Below are 26,967 nucleotides of genomic sequence, written 5' to 3'. Positions count from 1 at the left end.
GCTAAAACGATTTGTCAGATTCTTCACCTCTTCTATACTTAATGTAGATACTAAAACGAACGAAAAGGTGATAAATAGATGAAGAAGAAAAATAAAGTGTTAATTACTAGTGTAGTAGCAATCGGTATTGCAGCTGGATCATATTTTGCATTTGCTGGCGGTAGTTCAGAAGTAGCAATGGCATATAGCGGATATAAAGTAACAGAAAAACAAATTGAAAACGCGCAAAAATTTGGCGGTGAAGTCATTCCAAACGGCATCGAAACAATTTCATTTGATCCAACAAAAGGTACGTATGAATTAGCTGTTAAAAAAGGCGATGAAGTTAAGAAAGGGCAGCTTCTGTTTAAATATAATGACCCTACTGCGAAACAAGGTGTAACGGAAGCAGAAATGCAAAAGAAAATCGCACAAAAAGAAGTAACATTGTTCCAAAAACAAATTGATACAGCGAAACAAAAATTACAAAAAGATAAAAATGCAGGCCTTCCTGCTGAAGCATTAAAAGCATCAGAAGTCGAAGTACAACAATTAGAATCACAAATTGAAATGAAAAAGTTTGAAGTTGAAAAATCTGATGAAATGATTAAAGCAGCAAAAGAGAAAGTAAATACACTTTCTGTAACGAGCCCTACTGATGGCGTAATTGATGATATCGTAAAAACTGCTGATGAAAAAACAGGTATGAGCGGCATTACACTTCGCCACGCTGGGCCATTTAAAGTAAAAGGTCAACTTTCTGAATATGAGCTTGCTAGTATGAAAGTCGGGCAAGAAGTAACTGTTTCCTCAAAAACTGTCGCTGGTAAGACTTGGACAGGAAAAGTAACAGAAATCGGTTCTACACCATTAAAGAGCATGGATGAAAACAAAACAGTTTCTAACTATCAATTCACTGTCACATTAGATAATAGTGAAGAATTACAAAACGGCTTCCACGTTTACGTAACAAGTAAATCTGGCGAAGCAACTGGTACGATTGTTCCGAAAAGCAGCATCGTGAAAAAAGGTGACAAAAATATTGTCTTCGTTGTAAAAGACGGTAAAGCGAAAGAACAAGCTGTTACTGTTGAATTCGAAACTGATAGCGAAGCAAAAGTTTCTGGAGTGAAAAAAGGAGAGCAAATTATCTCTAAACCTGAAAAAGACTTAAAAGATGGTATGGAGGTCGTCGCCCGATGATTAACTTAAAAGGCATCACGAAATCTTTCCAAAATGGTGCAGAATCCGTTCAAATATTACACGGCATTGACGTAACACTGAACCAGGGAGAATTCACTTCTATTATGGGACCATCTGGTTCTGGTAAATCAACATTAATGAACATTATCGGCTGCTTAGATAAACCAACGACAGGTGCGTATGAACTAGCTGGTCAAAATATTTCAAACATGTCTGAGACAGAACTTGCACGCGTTCGTAATAAAGAGATTGGGTTCGTATTCCAAAACTTCATGTTATTACCGAGACTTACAGCACTTCAAAATGTAGAGCTACCTCTTATTTACGCTGGAGTCGATAAAAAAGAAAGACGCGAGCGCTCATTAGCCGCTTTAACAAAAGTAGGTTTAGCTGATCGTGCTACTCACCTACCGAACGAATTATCAGGTGGACAAAAACAGCGTGTCGCAGTCGCACGTGCAATCGTAAATAATCCAAAGTTCATTTTAGCCGATGAACCGACAGGAGCACTTGATACGAAAACAAGTACACAAATTATGGATCTCTTTTACGAATTAAACAAACAAGGCTCAACAATCATTATGATTACCCATGATCGTGAAATTGGGGAAGCTGCAGCAAGGCAAATTGTAATTCGTGACGGAAACATCGTCCAAGATTGGAGAGGTTAATTTTGAACACGAGTGAAAATATACGCATGGCCCTTTCCTCTATCTTTGCCCACAAAATGCGTTCCATCTTAACAATGCTAGGAATTATTATCGGTATTAGTGCCATTATTACTATCATTTCAATGGGTGATGGTACAAATGCAAAGTTTAAAGAAGAGCTAGGCCAAGGAAAAGATAATGAAATAACGATTTACTACAACAACCCTGATTATGGAACAGATAGTGCCAAAATCACACCTGATATGCTAAACCGTCTTCAAACCGTACCAGGCGTTAAAGATGTGTATCCAGATGTAAGTATGAAAGTAAAAGCATCTGCTGGTTCAAAAGATGTCTCTCTTGATTTAAAAGGTGGAACAGGTGCCTTTATGACAGATTCGAAAATAAAATTAGTTCACGGTCGTGAATTAAACGACAGCGAATTAAACCAGGCAATCCCTGCTGTTATATTAAATGAAGAAGCTTTCAACAAATTATTTAGTGGTTGGGAATCAAATCAATACACAGATATAAAAGGAAAGCCGTATAAAATAGTCGGTGTATACGAAACGAAAAACGAATTTGGAATGGCTATGCCTGAAGGTTACACATCACTGGAAAACGCACCTGTCATTTCAGGAGTAAATGAGTATGACTCTGTAAGATTAACGATGACCTCTCCAACAGAACGTAAAAGTGTAGAAAAACAAGCCGTTTCTGTTTTAAACGAAATGAAAGCTCCGAAATTTGAGCACAAATTCGAAGCACAAGACTTAGGTGAATTTACGAAGCAATTAGACGAATCCATCGGTATGATGAAAATGGTATTCGGTGGTATTGCCGCTATCTCCTTACTTGTTGGTGGTATCGGTGTAATGAATATTATGCTTGTATCTGTAACAGAACGTACACGTGAGATTGGTATTCGTAAAGCACTTGGTGCAACGCGCGGTAAAGTATTAACACAATTCTTAATTGAATCTTGTATTTTAACAGGACTCGGTGGTTTCATCGGATTCATGCTCGGTATCTTCTTCGCTTGGATCGTCTCAATCTTTGCCGGATGGCCACTCGTTGTCTCAAAAGAACTTGGACTTCTTGCAGTAGGTATCTCCATGTTAATCGGTATTATATTCGGTCTACTACCAGCTAACAAAGCTGCAAAACTTGATCCAATTGAATGTTTACGATATGAATAAACAAAAACGTAGGAATTTACACTCCTACGTTTTTTTATTTATCCCGCTTTAATGGGCAGTAAGACCCCCACCTCAAAATTCAGCGAAAGCAAAGAATTTAGGTGGGGGTCGGGTTGCCCATAAAAGCCCGATTGGTTCAACTAATAATCAGTGGGGGAGGAAGAATCCTCCCCACTGATTAAAGTTTCACTTTATCTATTAAATCGTGTTTCTTCTATTATATATGTTTCACGTTATAAACACCTTTCATTATTTTAGCTTACTAAAGCTATTATAGAATCCTATTATTGCAAAAATAATATGTGACAGACTAAAATCAAGGCGTAATTTTTTCCATACCTCGACTTATTTTGTAACAATTATGGCGATATTTTATCGATTTTCACCTCATTTATATTTCTCTACAACTAAAATAGTTATTTTTACATAACTACTTTCCTGTTCCAATAGAAAAAAACGCCGTTTTTGTAATGATTTCGAAATGATTACGTAACACTACAGAAATGTTATTAACCTATTAGAAATTGAAATACTCCTCTTTTTATGTATTGTATGCTCTAACCTCCCCTATAAACTATAAGAAAGCGCTTTTAGGATATTACTGGAATTATTACAGAATATTAATGACCCGTTACGAAACCTTTGTAATTTTATGTTTTCCGCAAATAAGAAAATAATGGTTGCTATAATGAGGTCAACGAAAACAAATGCAATGGAGGCTATTATGAAAAAATTTATGGGTATAGCAACAGCAGCGGTTTTTGGTCTTGGGATTTTCACAACATCTGCTAAAGCAGAAACAATCGTAACGACTGATGTACTAAATGTACGAGAAAACCCAACTACTGAATCAAAAGTTGTAGGAAAATTATTAGATGGATATAAAGTTAACGTTTTACATACAGAAAACGGATGGTCAAAAGTGAAATTAAACAGCGGTAAAGAAGCTTTCATTAGCGCTGACTATACTAAAGACACTTACTACGTAACAGCAAACGTATTAAACGTACGTGCTGGTGCAAACACAGACTCAGAAATTCTTGGTAAATTGAAACAAGATGATGTAATTGAAACAACACACCAAGTACAAAACGACTGGATCCAATTTGAATATAACGGCAAAACAGCTTATGTTCATGTTCCTTACTTAACAGGTAAAGCACCAGTTAAAGTTCAACCAGTAGTTAAAGCTGAAAAAACAACTAAAGTTCAAGATACAGCTAAAGCAGTGGAAGCAACTAAAGCTCGTGAAGTAGCTGAAACGCAAGCTAAAGCTAAGGCGGAGGAAGCAACTAAAGCTCGTGAAGCAGCTGAAGCTCAAGCAGAAGCTAAGGCTCAAGAGGCAGCTAAAGCTCGTGAAGCAGCTAAAGCCGGGGCAGAAGCTAAAGCTCAGGCAGAAGCTGAAGCTCAAGCAGAAGCTAAGGCTCAAGAAGCAGCTAAAGCTCGTGAAGCAGCTAAAGCTCAGGCAGAAGCTGAAGCTCAAGCAGAAGCTAAGGCTCAAGAAGCAGCTAAAGCTCGTGAAGCAGCTAAGGCTCAAGAAGCAGCTGAAGCTCGTGAAGCGGCTAAGGCTCAAGAAGCAGCTGAAGCTCGTGAAGCGGCTAAAGCTCAAGAGGCAGCTAAAGCTCGTGAAGCGGCTAAAGCTCAAAAACCTGCTACACAACAACCTGTTGCAAAAGAAACTGAAACAAGTGCACCATCATCTTCTCGTGAACTACGCGTTGTAGCAACAGCTTACACAGCAGATCCACTTGAAAATGGTTATAAAGCAGGCGACCAAGTAAAATCAGCTTTAGGTCACAACTTAACAGCTAACCCAAACATGAAACTAATTGCAGTTGATCCAAGTGTCATTCCATTAGGTTCAAAAGTATGGGTTGAAGGTTACGGAGTAGCAATCGCTGGTGATACTGGTGGAGCTATTAAAGGAAATAAAATCGACGTTTTAATGCCTGATAAAGGTACATCTAGTAACTGGGGACGTAAAACAGTTACAGTTAAAGTATTAAACTAGTTCGTATAAAAAGAGTCAGTCTCATTGAGGCTGACTCTTTTTTTGATTCTCACATTCTAACTTTCTCTTGAAACTTTCACTCTGACATAAATAAGTTCCCTCGGTTTTTATATACTTTATCAAACGCCTTTAAAACTTCTTCATGATTAACAAACTTAGGTAAAAAACGAAGAGCGATGACAATCTCCTTCTCTCCCGTCCAAATTAAATCTATCTCTTTGCATTCTATATAATTTCACAAAAAAAAGAGGATGCCATAGCATCCTCTCCTGCCCTTCCCTATTCCACACAAGTAAACTGCGTCCAAGCTCCTACATAATCTAGTAAGAATAACTCTTCTTCTGCAATTGTACCGACAATATTTTTCCGTTCATCTATCGGCATTTCTTTTAGAATGATTTGTAGTTCACCTTTATACTTACCAAACGAGTTGTTACCAATTACAACTTGCCCTCTTTCCTGTAATACACTTTCGCGCACTGGGAAGTCATAGTCTTTGTACTTTTTACGCACTTCTGTAGAACGTACCATATACTCTGTTATGTCACCGCGCCTTACATGTAATTCTTGCAGCGTGGCTCTCTTTTCTACTTCAGTCGCTTCGTCTACAAAGTGTACTTTCAGCTGTAACATGTAACGATTTAAGTTTCCTAGTTTCTCTAACTCTTCTTCACTCGCGTAAGCATTTCCAATAATAACGTCATCAATAAGCCCTGTCGCCCATAAATGTTTCGCTTGTACTTCAATCGGTAAGTTACGATGCTCTTCTAACGTACATAATCCGTCATTAATATCCCATGGACCGATGTTAGCTGCATGTGACGTAATAAACGCTGCCGTGCGAATGCCATGCTTTTTAAAGCGTTCACTACAGCGAATGAAATAATCATACGGAAGACCAGTGAATTTTTGCGGATAAAAGTTATGACAGCCAATTAAAGCTGGTTTATTCGCCTGATGCGAAAGGATATTCTCTAAGTATGCAATATCGTTACTTACGTTTAGTTCAATTTTTAAGCCGTACGGATTATTCGTCATTTTTGCTTCTGTTAATCCGTCAAAACCTAAATCTAAACGAATACCGTCTGCACCTAACTCTGCAAAGAATGATAGATCACTATAGCTAATACTAAGTTGATCGAATACTGCCGGAGCTACATCTAAAATAACTTCCATATTGTTATCTTTTGCATGATTAATAATTTCTTTAAATTCAGCTACAATTTCTTCTTTTGGACGATTCACAGATAATAGACATGTGAATATTCTTGAAAAACCGTGGCGTGCCGCTGCCGAAATGTATGCCATATCTTGTTCTTTCGTTGAATGCTCTGGATAAAGTGAAATTCCTAATTTACGCTCCATGCTTTTGCATCTCCTTCACACGTTGTATTAATGCCATGCTCGTAAATCTATATTTTGCAGATAAACATGTTGCACATAAAATCGTTGGTACAATAATTACGTACGGTGATTGTAAGCTTAGCATTACATATGCACCCATTGAACTACCGATAAATACAATTGATACGAGTAGTAACACTAATAAAGATTTACTTTGTACCCATTTTGAATAATGTGCAATACACTGCCCCGCTACGAATGTAATTAAGATGATAATTGCTCCGAGCATTCTGTTTTCTCCTCTCCTACTAATTGTTGTTTCTCATACATTTTGAAGAATGGATAGTAAATAACGAATGAGATCACAAAGTTAACAAGTACAAGTACACCAGCCATAATTGTCCAGTCTGTACTAATAATCGCTGCAATTGGTGCTAACATCGTAAATGGCAACTTCGCCATCATGAGCGGAATCATGCCTGAAACAACTGCAAAATATGATACTGTCGTTGTAACTAACGGTGTAATAACGAATGGAATAATTAAGATTGGGTTCATTACAATTGGTGCCCCGAAAATAATTGGTTCGTTAATATTGAATAAACCTGGTACGAATGATAATCTACCTAACTCTTTTAGGAACTTAGATTTAGAGAACATAAACATAATAACTAAAGCTAACGTTGAGCCTGATCCACCGATCCATACGAACCATTGAATAAATTGCTCTGTAAATAAGTTTGGTAATTGATGTGCATTTCCTGTAGCTGTGAATACTTCCATATTTTCAAGAATTGCTGAATCCCACATCGGACGAATGATTGGTCCTAAAATCGCTGGGCCATGTATACCGAATGACCAGAAGAACACGATTAAGAATACTGTTAATAAACCGCCGAATAAATTATTTCCTACTAATACTGATTTTAGTGGTGCGATTAAATACGTGATTGTTGTATTTACATCGAATTTTAAACCGTAACGAATACCCCAGAATAAAAGAATAACGACTAAAGTTGGAATTAATGCAGCAAACGAGTTTGCAACTGCTGGTGGTACACTGTCTGGTAATTTAATCGAGATATTATGCTTAATCATAAAGTGATAAATTTCTACTGCAATTAAAGCTGTAACAATTGCGCCGAATAAAGACGTTGCACTTAATGTTCCTACTGAAATATATCTTCCCGCATCAATAACACCTGGTACAGCTTTCGTAATTTGAATTGGTTCAACTGATGCTAGTAAAAAGGCGAGTACAGATAACAACCCTGCACTTAACTGATTGAGCTGATAAAAGTTTGCGAGTGAAGCTCCTACCCCAAATGCTGCGTATAATGCCATTAAACCTACTGTAAACCGGAATGGAATATCTAAAATATGGCGAAATGGTGCAATCCATTCCATATATGCATCAATTGGTAAATTTAAAAAGATAACGAAAAATGATCCGACAATCGTTAACGGTAATGTAGAAATAACTCCGTTTCGAATTGCTAATAAATGTCGTTGTCCTGCAATCTTTTGCGTTGTTGGCATAATCTTTTGTTCCATAAAACTCATAAAACCATTCATCAATACCCCTTCTTTCTCTTTACTACGTAAGGACAAAAAGTTATAACATTATAATGTTTATATTTAAAAAAATATAATTATGCTAAAACTAATTGTTCTGCTTGTTTCAGTACTTTTAAACCGTCACACATGCCATAATCTCTTTGTTCTATTATTGCAACCGGTATATCGTATGACTTCGCAAGAAACTGTACCGCTGGAAACAAATACTTCACTTGTGGTCCGATTAAAACAACATCAGCATTTTTTATTTCCAGTTTCACAAGTTCTGAATCAACTGCTTTAATTTTATAATCCTTCCCTTGTTTCATTGCCTCTTCTTGCATTTTTCTTACAACCATGCTCGTTGACATGCCTGCTGCACAACATAATAAAATGTACATCTTATACTGTCACTTTCTCTTCTACTCGTTTATGAAGAGTGATAAATTCTTCAGCAAGTTCTTTCACTGTAATTGCATTCATTAAATGATCTTGTGCATGCACTAACAATAAACTTATTTCTGCATGATTTCCTCTTGCTTCTTCTTGAATTAAGTCTGTTTGAATGCGATGAGCTGCTGAAATCTCTTCACTAGCAATTGTCATCTTTTCACTCGCATTCTCAAAATCTCCTTGTCTTGCAAAAGCAATTGCTTCAAGTGACGCGCTTCTCGCGTTGCCACCATGTAAAATTAACGCAAATGGAGTTTGCATATCAGTCATTTCAAATTCCCCCAAGCTATCTTTTTTCTATATGGTTATCTTATTATGAAAACGCATACAATTAAACATAAAAAACTTCCGTTGTGTAACGGAAGTTTTTATATACTTCTCTTATAACGATAATAATATCTCTTGAAAATCTTCAACCACTTCAGCCTGAGCTAATTTCTCTATTGTATTTTGATTAGACATAATATCATATAAAAAATCATAAAGCTTTTGTAAATCTTCATTATTATTGCGCTTTACACTAAATAAAATAATAACTTGTACTTTCTTATCTCCCCAGTCAACCACTTTATTAAGTGTACAAAACATCAAAAATGTTTTCTCACTTAATAACTGCATTGGATGTGGAATCGCAACTAAATTCCCGACCGCTGTAGGAGATGTACTCTCTCTTTCCATAACAGATTCATAAAAGCTTTCTGGTACATAGTTTTTCTCAGCAGCTTTCTCACATAAAAATCGAATAACCTCTTCCTTCGTAGAAGCGCTATGATTTAAGAAAATCAAATCTTCCTTCATATATTGCTGCACACTCGTATTCACATTCGTAAACAACTGCTGACCGATTGACTTAATCTCTTTATCATCAAATATTGAGTTCACTTTTATAACAGGTACAGGCAAACCACTTGGTATATGAATGGTACTAATAATACAATCTATCTTTTCTTTGTAGAGATCTTCTACTTTCAATTGATAATAGCCTGTAATCCCTACAATCTCTAATTTATCTCGGAACTGTGATAGAATTTTATATTTCAATAGCTGGGCGCTTCCTTGACCAGTCGCACAAACTAATAAACATCTTTTCTTTTGATTCTGTTCTTGTAAACGACTCATCGCTCCGCCGAAGTGAATCGCAATATAACCAATTTCACTTTCCGGAATCGATTCTCCCGTATATTCACCAATTATATCTCCAACGAGAACCGCAATTTCAAAAGCATACGGATAATTCTTTTTCACTTCTGCCAATAGAGGATTTCTCGTATTTAACTTATACTTCAAACGGTTTAATAATGTTTTTAAATGAACACCAAATCCAAATAATAATTCCTCATCATAATAAAAAATAAGATTCCGTTCTTCCGCTACTTTAAAGAGAATATGTTGCATAAATGCATATAGATCTTTCCCTAATAATTCTTCTACATTTTCATAACGGTCTTTCGCTGTAACAGCAGTACTTAATAAATGCATCGTTACATATAAAACTTCTTCTTCGGGAAATGAAAGATGCAACGCTTTCTCTAAATCCCCTAAAATCGCTTTCGCAATTGTATATTCTTTCTTTATGATAAGTTCAGCTTGCTCTGCATTTAGTCCTTTCATATAATGTTGATCTTCACAACGCTTTAATGCAATTGCAATATGAATGACTAAATTATCAATTTCTATATCTGATAAATATATCGTTCCTCCTTCAATATACTTTAATATAACCGAACGGATAAGCGGTATATGAGGTAACGATACATATGTATCACTCTGCTCAAATTGCTCATGAAACGGAGTATGATCATAACGTGGTAAACCATATTGTGATAAACAAGAACGAATACGAAACTCCTCTCCGACAATACGTATACCATAATACGGTCTCTTTTCAATTTGTAATTGATAGCGACCACATATATCTGTAACATCTTTCATAATTAAATTTACAGTCGATTTACTTACATAAATCTCCTCTGCTAACTGCGAAAGCTTCACATACCCATCTGTCGTTAAAATACGTTGCAGAATGTACGCTATCCTTTCTTCATAAGAAGTTGGGATCTTTTCCGTCTGTTTTTGAAATAGATTCACGCAAAACTCTTCAAACTTCTTCGTTTGTATAATTTCTAGTTCGTATCCAGTCCCTCTTTGCGATTCAATTTTTGCTCCGTTTTCTTCCAATATATCATTCAATAACTTTATATCTTTTTGAATCGTCTTCGTTGATACATGTAAACGGCTCGCTAAAAAAGCTCGATTTAACATCGATTTCTCTTCTAAAAACACCTCTAAAATAGAAACTAATCGCTGATACACCTTTGTCATAGCTCTTCCTCTCGCAATTTATATATAAAAAGGAAAAAGCTGCTGAGGTCAGTAGTTTTTTCCTTTTTTATTTTATCTATTTCTTTAATGTAAATCCGAATTTATCCCATGCTTGTAAATAATCTAATAAAAAAATTTCTTCTTCCACAATTCGGCCAACTACATTTGTTTTTCCTGTGTTCACCATATCTTTTAAAGCAATTTGCAATTCACCTTTATATTGACCGTACTGTTCATTATCAATTAAAAGATCCCCGCGCTTAATTGCGCGTGTATTATGCGGTTTGAACTCTTCTTTCTTATATTTCACACGACTTTGTGTCGAGCGAATCATATATTCAGATACATCTCCGCGGTAAAAATGCGGTTCCTCTAATACGATAATTCTTTCTAATTCTGTTGTTGTATCATATAACTCTATATCAAAAGTTTGTTTTTCTTTATTTAATGCACCTAGTGCCTCTAATTCTTTTTCTGATGCATACGCATTCGCAATAATGACATCATCAATTAATTCTGTTGCAAATAAATGCTTCGCCTGTGTTGTCATCGGTAATTCACGATGCTGCTCTAACGTACATAATCCTTCTGTTACTGGCCAAGGCCCATATGTTGCATCAAATGATGAAATAAAAGCAGCCGTTCTCATACCGTAATCTTTAAATTGTTTCGAGCATTTAATAAAATGATCATATGATAATCCTGAATAACGGTGCGGATAAAAATTATGGCAACCAATTAAATTTTCACGATTTGGTCTATGGCTCATAATGTTATCAACATATTTCGTACCGTTACTCATATTAATCTCAATTTTCAAACCATATGGATTATACGTCATAATCGATTCTTCTAATCCTGAGAAACCAACATCTAAACGAATACCGTACGCTCCTAACTCATGGAAGAACGATAAATCATTATATGAAATACCTAATTGTGTAAAGACAGACGGACTAATATCAACTAATACTTGGAACCCTAATGCATTTGCATGCGAGATCGTTTCTTTAAACTCTTCTATAATTTTCTCTTTCTCTCCATCTACAGACAATAAGCATGTGAATACACGTGTAAATCCGTATTTACTTGCTAATGTTAAATATTCCTTATCTTTCTCTACTGTTGAATGTTCTGGATAAATAGAAATACCTAATCGTCTCATATGTACACGCCTCTTTCTTCATTGTTTTGTAAACCTTTTCAAATATATGTAGTGAAAAAGTATATATCCCCTTCTCATTCACTACTTTTTGAATCCGCTTTCTTTAAAGGAAAAACAATTTCCATCATTCATAACAACTACAAGTCTATACATCTATACTTTACAACTTTTTTTCATCATTGTGTAGCTTTTACACAAATTTGTCAGTTTTTTACCTCGAAAATTGTTATACGTTTTCAAGGCACCTTCCTTGACTGTTACATTGACCAATACATATACTCGAAAGAACAGAGAAATTTTATATAGGGGATGAATATATGGGAGAAGCAATACTCGTAAAACGAGAACCATTATGGACAAAAGAGTTTGTTGCTTTAATTCTAGCAAACTTATGTATGTTTTTAGGGTTTCAAATGTTAATTCCTACTTTACCTGTTTATGTGAAAGAAATTGGCGGCACAAGTTCTAATATCGGATTTGTTGTCGGCATGTTTACCGTGGCGGCACTTTTTGTTAGACCACTAACGGGAAACGCCTTGCAAAAATTCAACAAAAAAATTATTTTAATGATTGGTACTGCAATTTGTTTACTCGCTATGGGTAGTTATCTTTTCGCTTCAACTGTCTTCCTATTACTTGCCGTTCGAATTTTACACGGAGCTGGTTTTGGTATTACAACGACTACATATGGAACTGTCGTTTCAGATTTAATTCCACAAGCTCGCCGCGGTGAAGGCATGGGATATTTCGGTCTTTCTGGAACAATTGCAATGGCGCTTGGTCCGCTTATCGGACTTTGGCTTATGCAAACATATAACTTCACGATTCTTTTTTTGTGTGCACTTTCATGTACAATTGTTTCATTAATATTAACGAAACTACTTCAAATCAAAAAATCGCCGCAACCACCACAGCAAACATCTGGTACTTTTCTCGATGGATTTATTGAGCGCAAAGCTTTACTTCCTTCATTATTAATATTATGTATTACATTAATGTACGGCGGAATCGGGAGCTTTATTACATTATTTGCTACGGAAGTCGGAATTGCTGATATAAGCCTCTTCTTCTTATTTAATGCACTTGCAATCGCTGTCACTCGTCCGTTTTCTGGAAAGTTATACGATGCGAAAGGTCATGCATTCGTTATTATTCCAGGGGTTATCATTACGTTTACAGGTATTATTTTATTGTCGTATACAACTACAATTCCGAGTTTAATTATTGCAGCAGCATGCTACGGAAGTGGTTTTGGAGCGATTCAGCCTGCACTACAAGCATGGATGATCGACCGAGTAGCACCACACCGACGAGGAGTCGCAACAGCTACATTCTTCTCAGCATTTGACCTCGGCATTGGCGCTGGCGCAATTATATTTGGATTCATTGCACACTTTACCAACTATGCAACTGTATATCGATATTCCTCTCTATTACTTATCGCTTTTCTTTTCATTTACATCACAAGCTTACGGAAGCAAAAACAAGGGGATAAAACAAAAGAAAAAGCCGTTGGGTAATGCTAATGGGTTCTTTTTCGAAGTACTTGGACCAAAAAATCATGTATACACATTTGTAAAAAGCAGTGGATTCCTAAAAAATCACACTGCTTTTTGCATTGTATTGAAGAGTGAACCGCTGTTCTATTTATTCATGTTGTTCGTATGATATTAACATATAGAACGAATTGGAGGAAATATTAATGAAAGCAATAGTATATACAGAATACGGTCTCCCCGACGTTCTTCAACTGAAAGAGATAGAAAAACCTGCTCCTAAGGACAATGAAATACTAGTAAAAATAAAAGCGACAACCGTAACAGCAGGAGATATTCGCTCACGAAGTTTTACGGTTGCCTCTTCTGTTTGGCTACCCGCTCGAATCGCACTTGGCTTTAAGCAACCGAAAAAACAAATACTTGGAATGGAATTGGCTGGTGAAGTTGAATCAGTAGGAAAAGACGTCACACGATTTAAAAGAGGAGACCAAGTTTTTGCAGCTACCCAAGTAAATTTTGGTTCTTATGCTGAGTATATTTGTCTACCTGAAGTTGGAGCAGTGTGCATGAAGCCCTCCAATATATCCTATGAAGAAGCCGCAGCCATCCCAATTGGAGCACGTACAGCTTTGTTTTTCCTTAGGAAAGCTAACGTTCAAAGCGGTCAAAACATTCTTATTTACGGAGCTTCTGGAAGTGTCGGAAGTTATGCAGTACAAATTTCCAAGTATTTCGGCGCAACAGTTACAGGTGTGTGCAGTAGCTCCAATTTAGAATTGGCCAAATCTCTAGGAGCTGACGAAGTAATTGATTACACCACAAAAAATTTTCCTACTACAGACGAAACTTATGATGTTATCTTTGAAGCGGTAAACAGGAGCTCCTTTTCAGAGTGTATTAAAATGTTAAAGGAAGATGGTACCTATATAAATATTGTTGAACCGTTACCAAGTGCTCAAATGTTCTGGACTAAATTGACAAGTCGCGTGAAACTCATATTAAGTCAAAACGCACCTGAAACTTCCGAAGCATTAAATTTCCTTAAAGAACTTGTTGAGGACGGTAAAATAAAAGTGGTCATTGATAGGCAATACACTTTTGAGGAAATTATTGAAGCTCACATATATGTTGAAAAAGGACATAAGAGGGGAAATGTCGTCATAACTATGGAGCATAATGACGATTCTAAATAAAGAAAAAACACTTTGCATAATTGTTAAAATGCAAGGCACCGAAAGTTTTTAACATAAAAAGGCAGAGCAAATTCATATGCGAATTGCTCTTTTTTATTGTTGCGAGCATCTCAAAAGAAAACAGTTTAAAATAATTTAATCGTTTTTTACTTTCATTAAATAAATCCATTTCAAACCTCCCCCGTTTCCCTACATATTTTTCTAACTTTAATCAAAAAATATGCAAAGAACCATCATCATAACAAAATAAAATTCCAATCCGCATACCCAGTTGGGTAGTTTCCCTTCACCTATTTTTACTATCAATAAATAGTGTGACAAATGTGACTTCTTTACAAACCGATTAGATATATCATCTAAAAAACCAATTAAATCCAGGTGTTTCTTTAAAGGTTTGTAAACTTTTTATCACTTTGTAAATTTAGTGTAAATTTTACTGATAAACCGTTTACAGTGCCTCAAGGTTTAGTTAATAATTACATCGTACATGAAATTTAAGGAGTGGAATGCGTGGAATACAATATTCAAGATATGATCTTCCAGTTCATTGGTGGATTAGGTATTTTCTTATTCGGTATTAAATACATGGGCGATGGACTGCAACAAGCAGCTGGAGATCGTCTTCGCGATATTTTAGATCGCTTTACAACAAACCCACTTATGGGTGTGCTAGCAGGTATGTTAGTTACTGTATTAATCCAATCAAGTTCAGGAACAACCGCTTTAACAGTCGGACTTGTAAGTGCCGGATTTATGACATTAAGACAAGCAATCGGTGTTATTATGGGTGCGAACATCGGTACGACAGTTACTGCATTTATTATCGGAATTAAAATCGGAGAATACGCTCTCCCAGTTATGGCAGTTGGAGCAATTTTGCTATTCTTCTTTAAAAATAAAAAAGTACATTCTGTAGGTCAAGTTGTATTTGGTTTTGGTATGTTATTCTTCGGTTTAGAATTAATGAGCGCAGGTATGAAACCTCTTCGTTCTTTAGAGGCATTCCAAGAGTTAATGGTTAGCATGAGTGACAATCCAATTTTAGGAATTATTGTCGGTACAGTGTTCACTTTAATTGTACAAAGCTCAAGCGCAACAATCGGTATTTTACAAGAACTATTCGGTCAAGGTGCTATTGATTTACAAGCTGCTCTTCCTGTATTATTCGGTGATAATATCGGTACGACAATTACAGCAGTATTAGCAGCAATCGGTACTTCAATTGCTGCAAGACGTGCAGCATTAGTTCACGTTATCTTTAATATTATCGGTACCCTTATCTTTACGATTATATTAATACCATTTACAAGTTTAATTCAATATTTCCAAACGTCATTAAATTTAAATCCAGAAATGACAATTGCATTTGCACACGGAACATTTAACGTAACGAATACAATTATTCAGTTCCCATTCATTGCAGTATTAGCATGGATCGTAACAAAAATCATTCGTGGTGAAGATTCATCTATTAACTTCAAACCGCAACATTTAAACCCAATCTTTATTGAGCAATCTCCAGCTATTGCTTTAACAGAAGCTCAAAAAGAAATCATCCGTATGGCTGAGTTTTCATTACACGGATTAAAAGAAGCGAATCAATTTTTAAATACACAAGACAAAAAACACGCTGATATGGCTACTCAATTAGAAGGAGCTATTAACAATTTAGATAAAAAAATTATCGAGTATTTAGTTTTACTATCAGAAAAACCACTTTCACCTACAGACTCTGAAAAGCATTCGGTGCTAGCAGGTGTCGTTGGAGATATTGAACGTGTCGGTGATCATGTAGAAAACCTTGTAGAACTTGTAGATTTCCAAATTTCACATCGTGTTTCACTATCAGACGAAGCACTAGCTGAATTAAATGAAATGCTTGAGTTAACAATTTCAACATTACAAGATGCAATCAATGCTTTAACTAACTTCGACACTGAACTAGCTCAAACGGTTATTGCAAAAGAACGTAAAATTGACCAAATGGAACGTGTTCTTCGTAAACGTCACGTATTACGTCTGAATGAACGTAGCTGTTCAGGTGATGCAAGTATCATCTACGTTGATATGGTAAGTAACTTAGAGCGTATCGGTGATCACGCTGTAAATATCGCTGATGGTGTTTTAGGTGAACAAGGTAAAATCAATTTAAAACAATCATTATAATAAAAAAGAGACGCTTAAGTTAGCGTCTCTTTTTTATTTCATATTTACAACCGTTCTTCCTTTTAACTTTCCTTGCAATATAAGTGTAAACTTTTCATCTAACTCTTCCAATGTACATTCTTCTGTATAAGATAGTAACTCATTATTTTCCCATTCACTTGCTAAGAGCGTCCACACATTTCTTCTCACATCCACTGGGCATTGCACAGAATCTATTCCTAAAAGACTTATACCTCGCAAAATAAACGGATATACCGTTGTTTGTAACTCCTGCCCTGCCACATTACCGCATGTCGTTACACAACCACCATACTTTACCGTTTTTAAAGCGGTTTCTAGCATATGTCCACCTACAGTATCGATAACCCCGGCGTATATCCCTTTTAACATTGGTCTTCCTGATTCATCATTCAACTCCGTACGATGAATCACTTGTTTCGCTCCTAGACGTAGTAGCATCTCTTCCTCTTCCATTTTCCCTGTCGCTCCTACTACGTTAAATCCTAGCTTACTTAAAATACTAACAGCTACACTCCCTACGCCGCCTGTGGCACCCGTTACTAAAACATCTCCCATACTAGGCGTTATGCCTGCTCCAATAAGCTTATATACTGATAAAGCAGCTGTAAAACCTGCTGTCCCGTACATCATACTTTCCTTTAATGACATTCCCTCTGGTAAAGGGGTGATCCAAGATGCTGGCACGCGAATATATTCTCCGAAACCACCAGAAGTATTCATACCTAAATCATATCCCGTTACAATGACTTGATCTCCTACCTTAATGGTTTCCCCTTCACTACTCACAACTTCTCCTGCTGCATCAATTCCTGGCGTATGAGGATATGTTCTCGTAACACCTTTATTACCCGTGGCTGAAAGCGCATCTTTATAATTTAATGAAGAATAGTGAACCTGTATTAATACGTCCCCCTCAGGTAAACTACTTACTTCTCTCTCTACAATGTTTCTTACAAACTGCTTACTTTCTGTTTCGTTCACAACGATTGCTCGGAATGATGTATGATTCACTATGCCCGCTCCTTTATCCGTAAAATTCTTCTTTATTATATAGAAGAAACCAGTAAACCTACTCATTTCTTCTTGGCTATATTTCAACAAATCTTACTTCTCTATCACTTTCTCACAATACATGTTTTCATTTCCACTAAAACAACTTATACTTATTCTACATCTGAAAAATAAAATATAGAAAATCTGACTTTTTATAAATATATTGAATTTTTACGAAATGTAAATGATTTGTAATGTCTTTTTTCGTCAAATTTCATTATAATAAGTGGATGTGAGTGTCGTATTTCAATCCAAATGAAGGAGTACAGGAAATGGAGCAAAACCCATCTTTGCAAGAAAATACACGCAGTAAACCGAAAAAAAGTAGGAAAAAAACAAAAATTATTATAAGCGTTATTCTATTCTTTTTAATAATAGGTGGCGGTTATACTTGGTTTTTAGTAAATAAAGCATCTTCTGCTGTTCGAAATGCCGCACACGATTTAGCGCGCGGTGATAAATCTGATTTACGTGATAAAGCTGTAAAACCTATCACAAATAACGTCTCCGTCTTAATCATGGGTGTTGATGAAAGCGATGTCCGCGGGAAAGAATATGGAGAAGCTATAAGAACGGATGCACTACTACTTGCAACGTTTAATAAAGATAGCAAAACTGTAAAACTATTAAGTATTCCACGAGATACATATACTTATATCCCAGTGGAAAAGAAAAAAGATAAAATTACACACGCTCATGCATACGGTTCTACTAAAAACGGAAAAGATGGTGGACCCCAAGCAAGCATTGATGCAGTTGAAAAATTAATGAATGTTCCCGTTGATTACTTTGTAAAGTTTAACTTCAAGTCATTTATGAAAATTGTCGACGATTTAGGTGGTATTGAAGTCGATGTACCAGTTGAATTTACTGAACAAGATAGTAATGATACTGCTGATGCGATTCACCTGAAGAAAGGTGTTCAAAAGCTAAATAGTGAAGAAGCTCTTGCCCTTGCTAGAACGCGCCACATCGATAGTGATGCAATGCGTGGACAACGCCAACAGCTCGTTATTGAAGCTATTTTAAAGAAACTAACAAGCGTTGGATCTGTAACAAAAGTTGGTAACATCATTGATGATATTAACGGCCAATTCGTTACGAACTTAACATTCGATGATATGCTTTCATTCTATAAGTACGGATCGGATTCGGAAATTGAGAAATTACAAATTCAAGGTGAAGACTGCTATATGGAAAAAGGTGACGATACATGTAGCAAATCTGCTGGCGGCGGCCGAACATATTACTACAATCCAGATAAAAAAGAATTAGCAAATGTAACAAACGGGCTTCGCGCTCACCTTGGATTACCTGCATATACAAAAACAGACTCTGATTCGAAGAAAACAAGCACAGAGAAAACAAAAGAATCTAAGTCTGAAAATTCAAGTGAACGCGAATCAAGTAACAATGAAGTGAAAAATAAGAATAAAAATAGCAGTGAAGATACAGAAGCATCGTCTAACGACAATGAATAAAAAAGAAGCAGTTCTCTATGGAGGTAGAGTACTGCTTCTTTTTATTTCTTCTAAATCAAAAATCAGAACTTTCTAACTATCTTTTTTAATATTTTTAAATTATAATAAATAGTAGCAATCTATTCCAATTATCAGGGGGCTCATACATATGAAAGCTGCAGTAAAACATAACATCTCAGATTTTAAAGACTACTTAAAATCCAACGATATATACATGGAAGAAAATATAGATGAAAATGATGGTTCTGTTCATTTTTCAGTAGGCTTAGAAACAGAAGCTGGCGCAAAAATTCAACTTATCGCTGCTTTCCAAAACGAACATCCTACTGTGGATATATACTGCTTCAATGTTGCTCACGTACCTGATGCAACATCAACAAATGATATTTTGCATGTTATCAATGAATTAAACACATCTTATCGATTTGCAAAATTCACATTAAACAAGCAAAATGCAATTGATATTTCAGCATCGCTTGCATTCTCAGAACCAAACTTTAATCCAGCACTTGTCTTTGAACATACGAGAATGCTATATAAATTAGCAAATGACGAATATAAAAACTTAATGAAAGTTATTTGGGCATAAATCAGCCTTCACCAATCGGGCGTTTACTACCTTCAAATAGCGGCATAAATAAAAGGATGGGCTGCAAGCAGCACCATCCTTTTATTTCAATATCATATCAATCCACATCTTAATAGCTGTACCTACAATCAAAATCGATAACATATATTGCAATGCTTTTTGATTGATCTTTTTCCCGACTCGCGCTCCAAGCGGCGCAGCAAAGATACTTGCAATCGCGATAATAAAAGCTGGAATTACAACTACTTGCCCAGTTATTACTTTTCCAGTCATAATTCCTACTGAGGAAATAAACGTAATTGCGATAGATGTTGCTATTGTTGTACGTATCGGCAATTTTAAAATGACCAGCATAATGGGAACTAATAAGAAAGAACCTCCAGCACCTATAATGCCTGATGCTCCGCCTACAATAAATGCTAACAAACTTGCTAACCATTTATTATATTTCACTTCATCACCATTATTTCGTTTCGGTACGAACATCATAATAGCAGCTATTGTTGCTAACGCTGCATAAACAACATTGACCGTATGTTCCGCTAATACGTTAGCACCAAAACTCCCTATGAAACTTCCTATTAATATACTAGCTCCCATATACACAACTAGCGTTTTATCCATATCATTACTTTTCCGATAGGCCCATGCCCCTGCAAAAGTTGCAAAGAATACTTGAACCGCTGTAATACCACTTACTTCATGTGACGTATAGCCAGTAAACCCCAGCAATACCGGAATGTATAAGATCATCGGATAATTAATAATCGCACCGCCAATTCCAACCATTCCTGATATAAACGATCCTATAAACCCAATTATAAAAAGTAATACGACTAAGCTCATCTTACATCCCCTCCCTTCTAAAAAGAAGGTGAATTAAATGAATAAGTTTACATTCCCATCCGAAGCATCTGCTAAATAAGCTCCTACTCCTGCAAACTCTACCCCTTCCATAATCTCTTCCTCTTTTAACCCTAATAAATCTACTGTCATTTGACAAGCGACAAGTTTAATCCCCTGTTCTTTCGCCAAATCGATTAAATCTGGTAAAGGCATCGCATTATGTTTTTTCATAATACCTTTAATCATCTTTGGTCCCATACCTGCAAAATTCATTTTTGATAATCCCATCTTATCCGCACCGCGTGGCATCATCTTTCCAAATACTTTTTCGATGAAAGTTTTCTTCACCTTCACATGCTCATCTTTCCTTAAAGCATTTAATCCCCAAAAAGTATGAAAAATAGTTACCTCTTGATCATACGCCGCTGCACCATTTGCAATAATATAAGCAGCCATTGCTTTATCATAATCTCCGCTAAATAAAACGATTGTTGTTTTTTTCTGTTGTTCCATGTTTTTCTCCCTCCGATTACCTATAGGGGTATTTTGTCATTTATAAAAAGGCTCAAATCATGTATCTCTGTACTATACGCCTTTACCTTCCCATGCTAACATACCACCTACCATATTAATTGCTTGAAAACCGTAGCTCTCTAAAAACTGAACTGCTCGTGCACTTCTTCCGCCAGAACGACAAACGATAATATACTCTTTCTTTTTATCCAACTCATGCATACGAAACTCTAATAGTCCTAGTGGAATATTACATGCTTCTGGGATTTTCCCCTCGGCAACTTCTTCTACTTCACGTACGTCTACGATATTGACTGCTTCTTTACGTAACAATTTTTCTTCTAATTCTTTTACTGTCATTTCTTTCATTTTAAATTTCCTCCTCACAAACCATTCATACCGCCTGAAACATTGATAACGTGCTGAAATCCTAATTTCTTTAATACCTTTGCTGCTTGCTTACTTCTCATCCCGCTCTGACAAATAACGATTACTTCCTTATTTTTATCTAATTGATTTGCTTTACTAGCTAACTCATTTAATGGGATATTCTGAAACCCTTTCATATGATTCCCTCTATACTCACCTACTGTACGTACATCGATAAATTGTTTATTCTTTTGCCCCATCATCCGTTTTAAATCTTTTCCTGAAATATTTTTTACTCCTCTAACTGGTAAGAAGCGAGAAATAATAAACCACGATACAAGTACAATTAAGATTACATTTAATATTGTCTTTACATCCATAAAACTATTTAAACTCCTTTTGTGCTTTTTTCCCGTCCAAATATAAACTATAGCTTTGAATATGGAACCCTTTCTTTCTTAAAAAACGAACACTTAAATTCCGATCCACTTTATTATGAACAATAAGATGCAAAGGCTTATTTGGTATTTCATGATAATACCGTTTTAAATACGCATACGGTATACACATAATTCTAGAAGTGTTATCACTGTGACTCTCTGTATAATTGCGTACATCTACAACAACACTTTCCATTTTCCTTACTTGTTCTAACGAAATATATGCAACGTTTAAAACCGGAATGTAACGTTTTACTAAAATTCCTAGCATCCATACTAGTAGAGATATAACTATATAAAACATATATGATTATCCTCTTTACTTTCAATAATAAGCATAAGATGTAATCTTCCACTTGTTATTGAACTGCTATGCTTTCTTGATCCAGAATTTTAATTCACCAGATTCTTCCGTGTGTTTTAACACTTCATGACCGCCTTTTTGTGACCATGCTGGAATATCTTTAATCGCACCTTTATCTGTTAAGTGTACTTCTAACACTTCCCCCGATTGTAATGCTTCCATTGCCTTCTTTGTTTTTACAATTGGCATTGGACATGCTAATCCTTTTACATCTAATACTTCTTTCACTTTCATCTTATATGCCTCCTATTTTTATAATTAAGCTTTCTTAATCCAGAACTTTAATTCGCCGTCTTCTTCTGTATGCTTTAACACTTCATGACCGCCTTTTTGTGACCATGCTGGAATATCTTTAATCGCACCTTTATCTGTTAAGTGTACTTCTAACACTTCCCCCAATTGTAATGCTTCCATCGCCTTCTTTGTTTTCACAATTGGCATTGGACATGCTAATCCTTTTACATCTAATACTTCTTTCACCTTCATCTTATATACCTCCTGTTTTTATTTCATTTGAAACCGAATTAATTATGAACAGCACAACGGTTTGGACCAATCTCCATTTCACGCTCTTCGTCTTGACTTGGATTTAATCGCCCCATATTTGTTTGACGAATTTCTTGATATGCATTCGGTTGAGGTGGTAAATTCTCTGTTACAACTTTACGAAACTCTCTCTCATCCTCAATATTTAATCCTGCATTATACGCAAATAAATCTTTTAATTTAGCACTAACAATGCCACTCTCGTCCATTTCACTTATTTTTGAATAATGAGCCGGTAACACAACTAAGTTTTGAGATAGTTCTTTATATCGGCTATACAAAGTAGTACGTAAATCACTTACCCAATCTTCAGCTTTCCCAGCAAGGTCTGGACGCCCAATTGAATCTACAAATAAAATATCGCCTGATAATAAATAGGAATCATCTACAATAAATGACGTACTTCCAATCGTATGCCCCGGTGAGTATAATGCGTCAATTTCAATTTTAGTACCCCCCACCGTAATAACAGATCCTTCAACAAGTGGTTTATATGAGAACACAACTTCCTTCGCATCTTTTGGCGGCAACCAATACGTACCACCTACTTTTTCCGCTAACTTACGTCCGCCAGAAATATGGTCTGCATGTAAATGTGTATCCATTACATTCGTAATCGTAACACCATGCTCTTTCGCAAACTCTTCGTACGCTTCAACTGTTCTTACTGCATCAATAACTGCTGCTTCACCGTTTGAAACGACCATATAAGATAAGCAACCTTTTCCAAGACGGTTAAACTGATACATACTTCCGCCATCTTTTAAATCTCCAACTTTTATAGGCTTTATATATTCACTCCAAGCCTTCATACCACCAGATAAATAATAAACATTTTCTAATCCAGCCTCTGTTAATTGCTCTGCCACAAATATAGAAGACCCTTCTTTTGCGCATACTACTAAAACATCTTTATCTTTAGGTAGTTCACTTACAATATGATCTACACCCTCTAATAAATCAAAGTACGGCACATTCATTGAAGTAACTTCTTTTCCTTCAATTTTCCAATCTTCATAATCCGCCTCATTACGAACATCTAAAATAAATAACTCTCCGAATAAAACTTTCTCTGCAACATCTTTTGCTTGTAACGGTTTAACGTTCATCTCATTACCCCCATAGGTATATTTTTATTTAAAAAATTTTATTTTTCCACATTACCTTGCCACTCTAACATGCCTGGAATGACATTTTTCACATTTGCATAACCTTTCTCTTTCAACATGTGGCAAGCTACATCACTACGGTTACCAGTTCGGCAAACAACATAAATTTGCTTCTTCTGATCTAACGCTGCACTGTCTAATTCTCCTAACGGCACGGAAACAGCCGATGGAATATGACCAAAAACGAATTCCGCCGCTTCACGAACATCTACTACAATACACTCTTCACCACTTAATAATATCTCTTCCAATTCCGAATTCGTAATTGTATGAGGATATTTCACTATTTCATTCATTTCATGCTCATTTGCTTTTCTAACGTAATGCATCAATACATCACCTTCTTGTTTCGTCCCGATATATTGATGACCTACTTTACTCGTCCAACTTTGTATATCTACAGTAGACCCTTTATCTGTTGCCTGAACTTCAATCACTTGCCCTGACGTTAATCCTTCCATCGCCTTCTTCGTCTTTACAATCGGCATCGGACAAGCCAAACCTTTACAATCTAGATTCATATCCACTTTTATACTCATAGTCGATTCCTCCATAATTTATATACATATACCTGTAGGGGTATGTTAAAGTGTTTTTGAAAATCTGTCAACAATTATGTTTGACAGATTATCGGCTTTTTACAAGTAATTGAACAGCTTCTTTAATTAACTCTTCATTTGAACCATTACCGCTTTCAAACTGCTCACGCAAACATTGCTCTAAATTCGTTCCAACAACAAGTCCAATTGTACGATCAAGTGCAGAACGAGATGCCGTTAACTGTGTAATAACCTCTCGGCAATCTTTTCCTTCTTCCATCATACGAAGCACACCACGAACCTGACCTTCAATACGTTTCAATCTATTTTTCATATCTTGATTATATTCCATTCTATAATCACCTCATTACCATTATGTCACTATTTATAACCTATGACAATATATTATACCCTATAGGGTATTTTGTAAACCCCTATTTTTAATGTTTATCTTATATATTCACAAAACAAAAAGTGAAACCTTAATACATAAGCTTTCATCTTCCACTAAATTTTGAAGTGGAAGATGAAAAAATATTAATACGCAACACGTTCTGGTAATACTGTCCCATACAATTTAAAGCCACCATCTACATTCTTTACCTTATATCCTTTTTCCATTAACATGCGCGCTGCGACATAACCTCTCATACCAAGTTGACAGGTAATATATATTTCTTTATCTACCGGTACTTCATCCAAACGATCACGTAACTCATCTAAGGGGATATTAATAGAACCTTTAATCATTCCTTGTTTGAGTTCATTAGGCTCTCGAACATCAATAAGATATCCACCATTTTCAACAATACGATCTACCTCATGCCATTGTACTGTGTCCACAAAACCATCTACTATATTACTTGCCGCATACCCCACCATGTTTACTGGGTCTTTTGCAGAAGAATAAGGCGGGGCATATGATAATTCTAAATCTGGCAAATCAATTACGGTTAAGTTTGCCTTCATTGCCGTTGCAATAACATCAATACGCTTATCTACACCGTCACGCCCTAACGCCTGCGCCCCATAAATTTTTCCGCTTTCTTTATTAAAAATTAATTTTATTAACACTGGCGTCGCATTCGGATAATATCCGGCATGCGAATTCGCCTGTACATGTACTACCTCATAGGGTATATTTAATCGTTTTAATATTTTCTCATTTACTCCCGTCGCAGCAACTGTTAAATCAAAAACTTTAGCTACAGAAGTTCCCATCGTACCTTTATATAAAGAATCCGTATGACCATGAATAATATCTGCTAACATGCGACCTTGACGATTAGCTGGCCACGCTAACGGAATCATCGTTTCTGTTTCTGTAACAAAATCCTTTACTTCAATCGCATCACCAATTGCATATATGTGCGGGTCCGACGTTTGAAAACTCTCATCTACCTTTATCGTTCCTCTAACTCCTAGTGCTAACCCTGCATCCTTCGCTAAACTGCTCTCTGGTTGCACACCAATTGCTAAAATAATCATATCTGTCTTTATGATTGAACCACTTTTTAAACGTACAACAGTCCCGTGCTCTTCTAATGCATCTACACCATCTTCTAAAACAAGCTCAACATTGTGCTTTTTCATATGCTCATGCACATATGCTGCCATTTCATAATCAATTGGTGGCATTACTTGATTTGCCATCTCTACAAGAGTAACATCAATTCCTCGTTCTCTTAAGTTTTCAACCATTTCTACTCCAATAAATCCGCCACCAATAACCGTCGCATGATGTGGTTTCTTCTCATCAATGTACGCTTTAATACGATCTGTATCAGGTACATTTCGTAACGTAAACAACGCCTTCGCTTCTTCAATACCTGGAATAGGTGGAACGATTGGTTTTGCCCCTGGTGAAAGAATTAAAATATCATATTCCTCGTTATATGTTTCATTTGTAGTTACATTCTTTATAGTAATTGTTTTCTCTTCTTTATTTATCTTTACCACTTCACTCAATACACGTATATCTAAATTAAAACGCTTTGACATCCTTTCAACAGTTTGTACTAATAACTTTTGTCTTTCTGTAATGACACCGCCAATATAGTATGGTAAGCCACAATTTGCAAATGAAATATATTCACCACGCTCCACCATAATAATTTCATCTTCTTCGCTTAAACGACGAAGCCTTGCAGCTACTGATGCCCCGCCGGCAACTCCACCTACTACTACAATTTTTCTAGACATATTTCAAACCTCCATCTTATTTATTTTCTTAATGTATCAAAAACAGAAAACTTATACCCGTATGGGTATATAATAAAATATACAAAAATCATTT

At 36.0% G+C, this 26,967-nt stretch carries 28 protein-coding genes and 1 pseudogene; 9 read left to right on the top strand and 20 right to left on the bottom strand.

What is annotated here, in order from left to right:
* Nucleotides 1-78: 78 nt before the first annotated feature.
* The 4 genes from CER22_RS07025 (at nucleotide 79) to entC (ending at nucleotide 5,042) form a co-directional block, all read left to right on the top strand.
* Complete coding sequence (locus CER22_RS07025) at nucleotides 79-1,182, top strand: efflux RND transporter periplasmic adaptor subunit (protein ID WP_088062044.1); 1,104 nt, start codon at nucleotides 79-81, stop codon at nucleotides 1,180-1,182.
* Nucleotides 1,179-1,853: an ABC transporter ATP-binding protein gene (locus tag CER22_RS07020; RefSeq protein WP_000609098.1), complete on the top strand. Its 675-nt coding sequence runs from the start codon at nucleotides 1,179-1,181 to the stop codon at nucleotides 1,851-1,853. Before CER22_RS07025 ends, CER22_RS07020 begins: the two co-directional genes overlap by 4 nt.
* A gap of 26 nt (nucleotides 1,854-1,879) precedes the next feature.
* Nucleotides 1,880-3,031, top strand: a complete 1,152-nt coding sequence (locus tag CER22_RS07015; RefSeq protein ID WP_404841059.1) for an ABC transporter permease — start codon at nucleotides 1,880-1,882, stop codon at nucleotides 3,029-3,031.
* Nucleotides 3,032-3,632: 601 nt separating this feature from the next.
* Nucleotides 3,633-5,042 carry a cell wall-binding protein EntC gene (gene entC, locus CER22_RS07005; protein ID WP_097907877.1) on the top strand — a complete coding sequence of 470 codons (1,410 nt, stop codon included), beginning with the start codon at nucleotides 3,633-3,635 and terminating at the stop codon, nucleotides 5,040-5,042.
* A 76-nt stretch (nucleotides 5,043-5,118) separates the two neighbouring features.
* On the opposite strand, the pseudogene CER22_RS32440 reads toward entC, so the two are convergent.
* The 8 genes and pseudogenes from CER22_RS32440 to CER22_RS06970 all read right to left on the bottom strand — a co-directional run.
* A pseudogene (locus CER22_RS32440) lies at nucleotides 5,119-5,241 on the bottom strand (HEAT repeat domain-containing protein); the annotation flags it as partial.
* An 80-nt stretch (nucleotides 5,242-5,321) separates the two neighbouring features.
* The gene (locus CER22_RS07000) at nucleotides 5,322-6,407 is read right to left on the bottom strand and encodes a DUF871 domain-containing protein (protein WP_087985792.1); all 1,086 of its coding nucleotides are present in this window, start codon (nucleotides 6,405-6,407) and stop codon (nucleotides 5,322-5,324) included.
* Nucleotides 6,397-6,675, bottom strand: coding sequence for a hypothetical protein (locus tag CER22_RS06995; protein ID WP_000900037.1), 279 nt, complete (start codon nucleotides 6,673-6,675; stop codon nucleotides 6,397-6,399). Before CER22_RS06995 ends, CER22_RS07000 begins: the two co-directional genes overlap by 11 nt.
* The gene (locus tag CER22_RS06990) at nucleotides 6,651-7,961 is read right to left on the bottom strand and encodes a PTS sugar transporter subunit IIC (RefSeq protein ID WP_088608435.1); all 1,311 of its coding nucleotides are present in this window, start codon (nucleotides 7,959-7,961) and stop codon (nucleotides 6,651-6,653) included. Before CER22_RS06990 ends, CER22_RS06995 begins: the two co-directional genes overlap by 25 nt.
* Nucleotides 7,962-8,038: 77 nt before the next feature.
* The gene (locus CER22_RS06985; RefSeq protein WP_000275649.1) at nucleotides 8,039-8,344 is read right to left on the bottom strand and encodes a PTS sugar transporter subunit IIB; all 306 of its coding nucleotides are present in this window, start codon (nucleotides 8,342-8,344) and stop codon (nucleotides 8,039-8,041) included.
* 1 nt (nucleotide 8,345) lies between these two features.
* Nucleotides 8,346-8,666 carry a PTS lactose/cellobiose transporter subunit IIA gene (locus CER22_RS06980; protein WP_088608434.1) on the bottom strand — a complete coding sequence of 107 codons (321 nt, stop codon included), beginning with the start codon at nucleotides 8,664-8,666 and terminating at the stop codon, nucleotides 8,346-8,348.
* A 111-nt stretch (nucleotides 8,667-8,777) separates the two neighbouring features.
* Nucleotides 8,778-10,718 (bottom strand): BglG family transcription antiterminator, encoded by a 1,941-nt coding sequence (locus tag CER22_RS06975; RefSeq protein ID WP_088608433.1) that lies wholly within the window; start codon nucleotides 10,716-10,718, stop codon nucleotides 8,778-8,780.
* A gap of 76 nt (nucleotides 10,719-10,794) precedes the next feature.
* Entirely contained in the window at nucleotides 10,795-11,883 is a 1,089-nt protein-coding gene (locus CER22_RS06970; RefSeq protein WP_088608432.1) for a DUF871 domain-containing protein, read from the bottom strand.
* 317 nt (nucleotides 11,884-12,200) lie between these two features.
* On the opposite strand from CER22_RS06970, the gene CER22_RS06960 reads away from it, so the two are divergent.
* From CER22_RS06960 to CER22_RS06950, 3 genes are all read left to right on the top strand, one after another.
* On the top strand, nucleotides 12,201-13,403 hold the full coding sequence (locus CER22_RS06960) for an MFS transporter (protein WP_088608431.1): 1,203 nt from the start codon (nucleotides 12,201-12,203) through the stop codon (nucleotides 13,401-13,403).
* A 182-nt stretch (nucleotides 13,404-13,585) separates the two neighbouring features.
* Complete coding sequence (locus tag CER22_RS06955) at nucleotides 13,586-14,575, top strand: NAD(P)-dependent alcohol dehydrogenase (RefSeq protein ID WP_088608430.1); 990 nt, start codon at nucleotides 13,586-13,588, stop codon at nucleotides 14,573-14,575.
* 510 nt (nucleotides 14,576-15,085) lie between these two features.
* Nucleotides 15,086-16,741: a Na/Pi cotransporter family protein gene (locus CER22_RS06950; RefSeq protein ID WP_048545730.1), complete on the top strand. Its 1,656-nt coding sequence runs from the start codon at nucleotides 15,086-15,088 to the stop codon at nucleotides 16,739-16,741.
* A gap of 33 nt (nucleotides 16,742-16,774) precedes the next feature.
* Here the strand turns inward: CER22_RS06950 and CER22_RS06945 are convergent, their stop codons facing one another.
* Nucleotides 16,775-17,773, bottom strand: coding sequence for a YhdH/YhfP family quinone oxidoreductase (locus tag CER22_RS06945; protein WP_088608429.1), 999 nt, complete (start codon nucleotides 17,771-17,773; stop codon nucleotides 16,775-16,777).
* A gap of 314 nt (nucleotides 17,774-18,087) precedes the next feature.
* On the opposite strand from CER22_RS06945, the gene CER22_RS06940 reads away from it, so the two are divergent.
* Nucleotides 18,088-19,296, top strand: a complete 1,209-nt coding sequence (locus CER22_RS06940) for an LCP family protein (RefSeq protein WP_088062034.1) — start codon at nucleotides 18,088-18,090, stop codon at nucleotides 19,294-19,296.
* Nucleotides 19,297-19,444: 148 nt separating this feature from the next.
* On the top strand, nucleotides 19,445-19,885 hold the full coding sequence (locus CER22_RS06935) for a hypothetical protein (RefSeq protein ID WP_000642361.1): 441 nt from the start codon (nucleotides 19,445-19,447) through the stop codon (nucleotides 19,883-19,885).
* An 81-nt stretch (nucleotides 19,886-19,966) separates the two neighbouring features.
* On the opposite strand, the gene CER22_RS06930 is transcribed toward CER22_RS06935, so the two are convergent.
* The 11 genes from CER22_RS06930 to cdr form a co-directional block, all read right to left on the bottom strand.
* Entirely contained in the window at nucleotides 19,967-20,731 is a 765-nt protein-coding gene (locus CER22_RS06930; RefSeq protein ID WP_088608428.1) for a sulfite exporter TauE/SafE family protein, read from the bottom strand.
* A gap of 33 nt (nucleotides 20,732-20,764) precedes the next feature.
* Entirely contained in the window at nucleotides 20,765-21,244 is a 480-nt protein-coding gene (locus tag CER22_RS06925) for a DsrE/DsrF/DrsH-like family protein (RefSeq protein WP_000437728.1), read from the bottom strand.
* Nucleotides 21,245-21,316: 72 nt separating this feature from the next.
* Nucleotides 21,317-21,613 carry a rhodanese-like domain-containing protein gene (locus CER22_RS06920; protein ID WP_088608427.1) on the bottom strand — a complete coding sequence of 99 codons (297 nt, stop codon included), beginning with the start codon at nucleotides 21,611-21,613 and terminating at the stop codon, nucleotides 21,317-21,319.
* A 14-nt stretch (nucleotides 21,614-21,627) separates the two neighbouring features.
* Complete coding sequence (locus tag CER22_RS06915) at nucleotides 21,628-21,993, bottom strand: rhodanese-like domain-containing protein (protein ID WP_000382694.1); 366 nt, start codon at nucleotides 21,991-21,993, stop codon at nucleotides 21,628-21,630.
* Between the two features lie 4 nt (nucleotides 21,994-21,997).
* Nucleotides 21,998-22,357: a sulfurtransferase gene (locus tag CER22_RS06910; protein ID WP_088608426.1), complete on the bottom strand. Its 360-nt coding sequence runs from the start codon at nucleotides 22,355-22,357 to the stop codon at nucleotides 21,998-22,000.
* Nucleotides 22,358-22,423: 66 nt separating this feature from the next.
* Nucleotides 22,424-22,651, bottom strand: coding sequence for a sulfurtransferase TusA family protein (locus tag CER22_RS06905; protein WP_000864996.1), 228 nt, complete (start codon nucleotides 22,649-22,651; stop codon nucleotides 22,424-22,426).
* A gap of 24 nt (nucleotides 22,652-22,675) precedes the next feature.
* Nucleotides 22,676-22,903, bottom strand: coding sequence for a sulfurtransferase TusA family protein (locus CER22_RS06900; protein ID WP_088608425.1), 228 nt, complete (start codon nucleotides 22,901-22,903; stop codon nucleotides 22,676-22,678).
* A gap of 38 nt (nucleotides 22,904-22,941) precedes the next feature.
* Nucleotides 22,942-24,072 carry an MBL fold metallo-hydrolase gene (locus tag CER22_RS06895; protein WP_088608424.1) on the bottom strand — a complete coding sequence of 377 codons (1,131 nt, stop codon included), beginning with the start codon at nucleotides 24,070-24,072 and terminating at the stop codon, nucleotides 22,942-22,944.
* Between the two features lie 38 nt (nucleotides 24,073-24,110).
* Entirely contained in the window at nucleotides 24,111-24,671 is a 561-nt protein-coding gene (locus CER22_RS06890) for a sulfurtransferase TusA family protein (RefSeq protein ID WP_088608423.1), read from the bottom strand.
* An 88-nt stretch (nucleotides 24,672-24,759) separates the two neighbouring features.
* Nucleotides 24,760-25,023: a metal-sensitive transcriptional regulator gene (locus CER22_RS06885; protein WP_000456206.1), complete on the bottom strand. Its 264-nt coding sequence runs from the start codon at nucleotides 25,021-25,023 to the stop codon at nucleotides 24,760-24,762.
* 185 nt (nucleotides 25,024-25,208) lie between these two features.
* Nucleotides 25,209-26,873, bottom strand: a complete 1,665-nt coding sequence (gene cdr, locus CER22_RS06880) for a CoA-disulfide reductase (RefSeq protein WP_088608422.1) — start codon at nucleotides 26,871-26,873, stop codon at nucleotides 25,209-25,211.
* Between the last annotated feature and the right edge of the window lie 94 nt (nucleotides 26,874-26,967).

Origin of the sequence: Bacillus sp. K2I17 (genome assembly GCF_002209985.1) — a bacterium.
Classification (GTDB): domain Bacteria; phylum Bacillota; class Bacilli; order Bacillales; family Bacillaceae_G; genus Bacillus_A; species Bacillus_A wiedmannii.
Note: the sequence above shows the minus strand (reverse complement) of the source record. Positions and strands in the feature narration are given on the sequence as shown.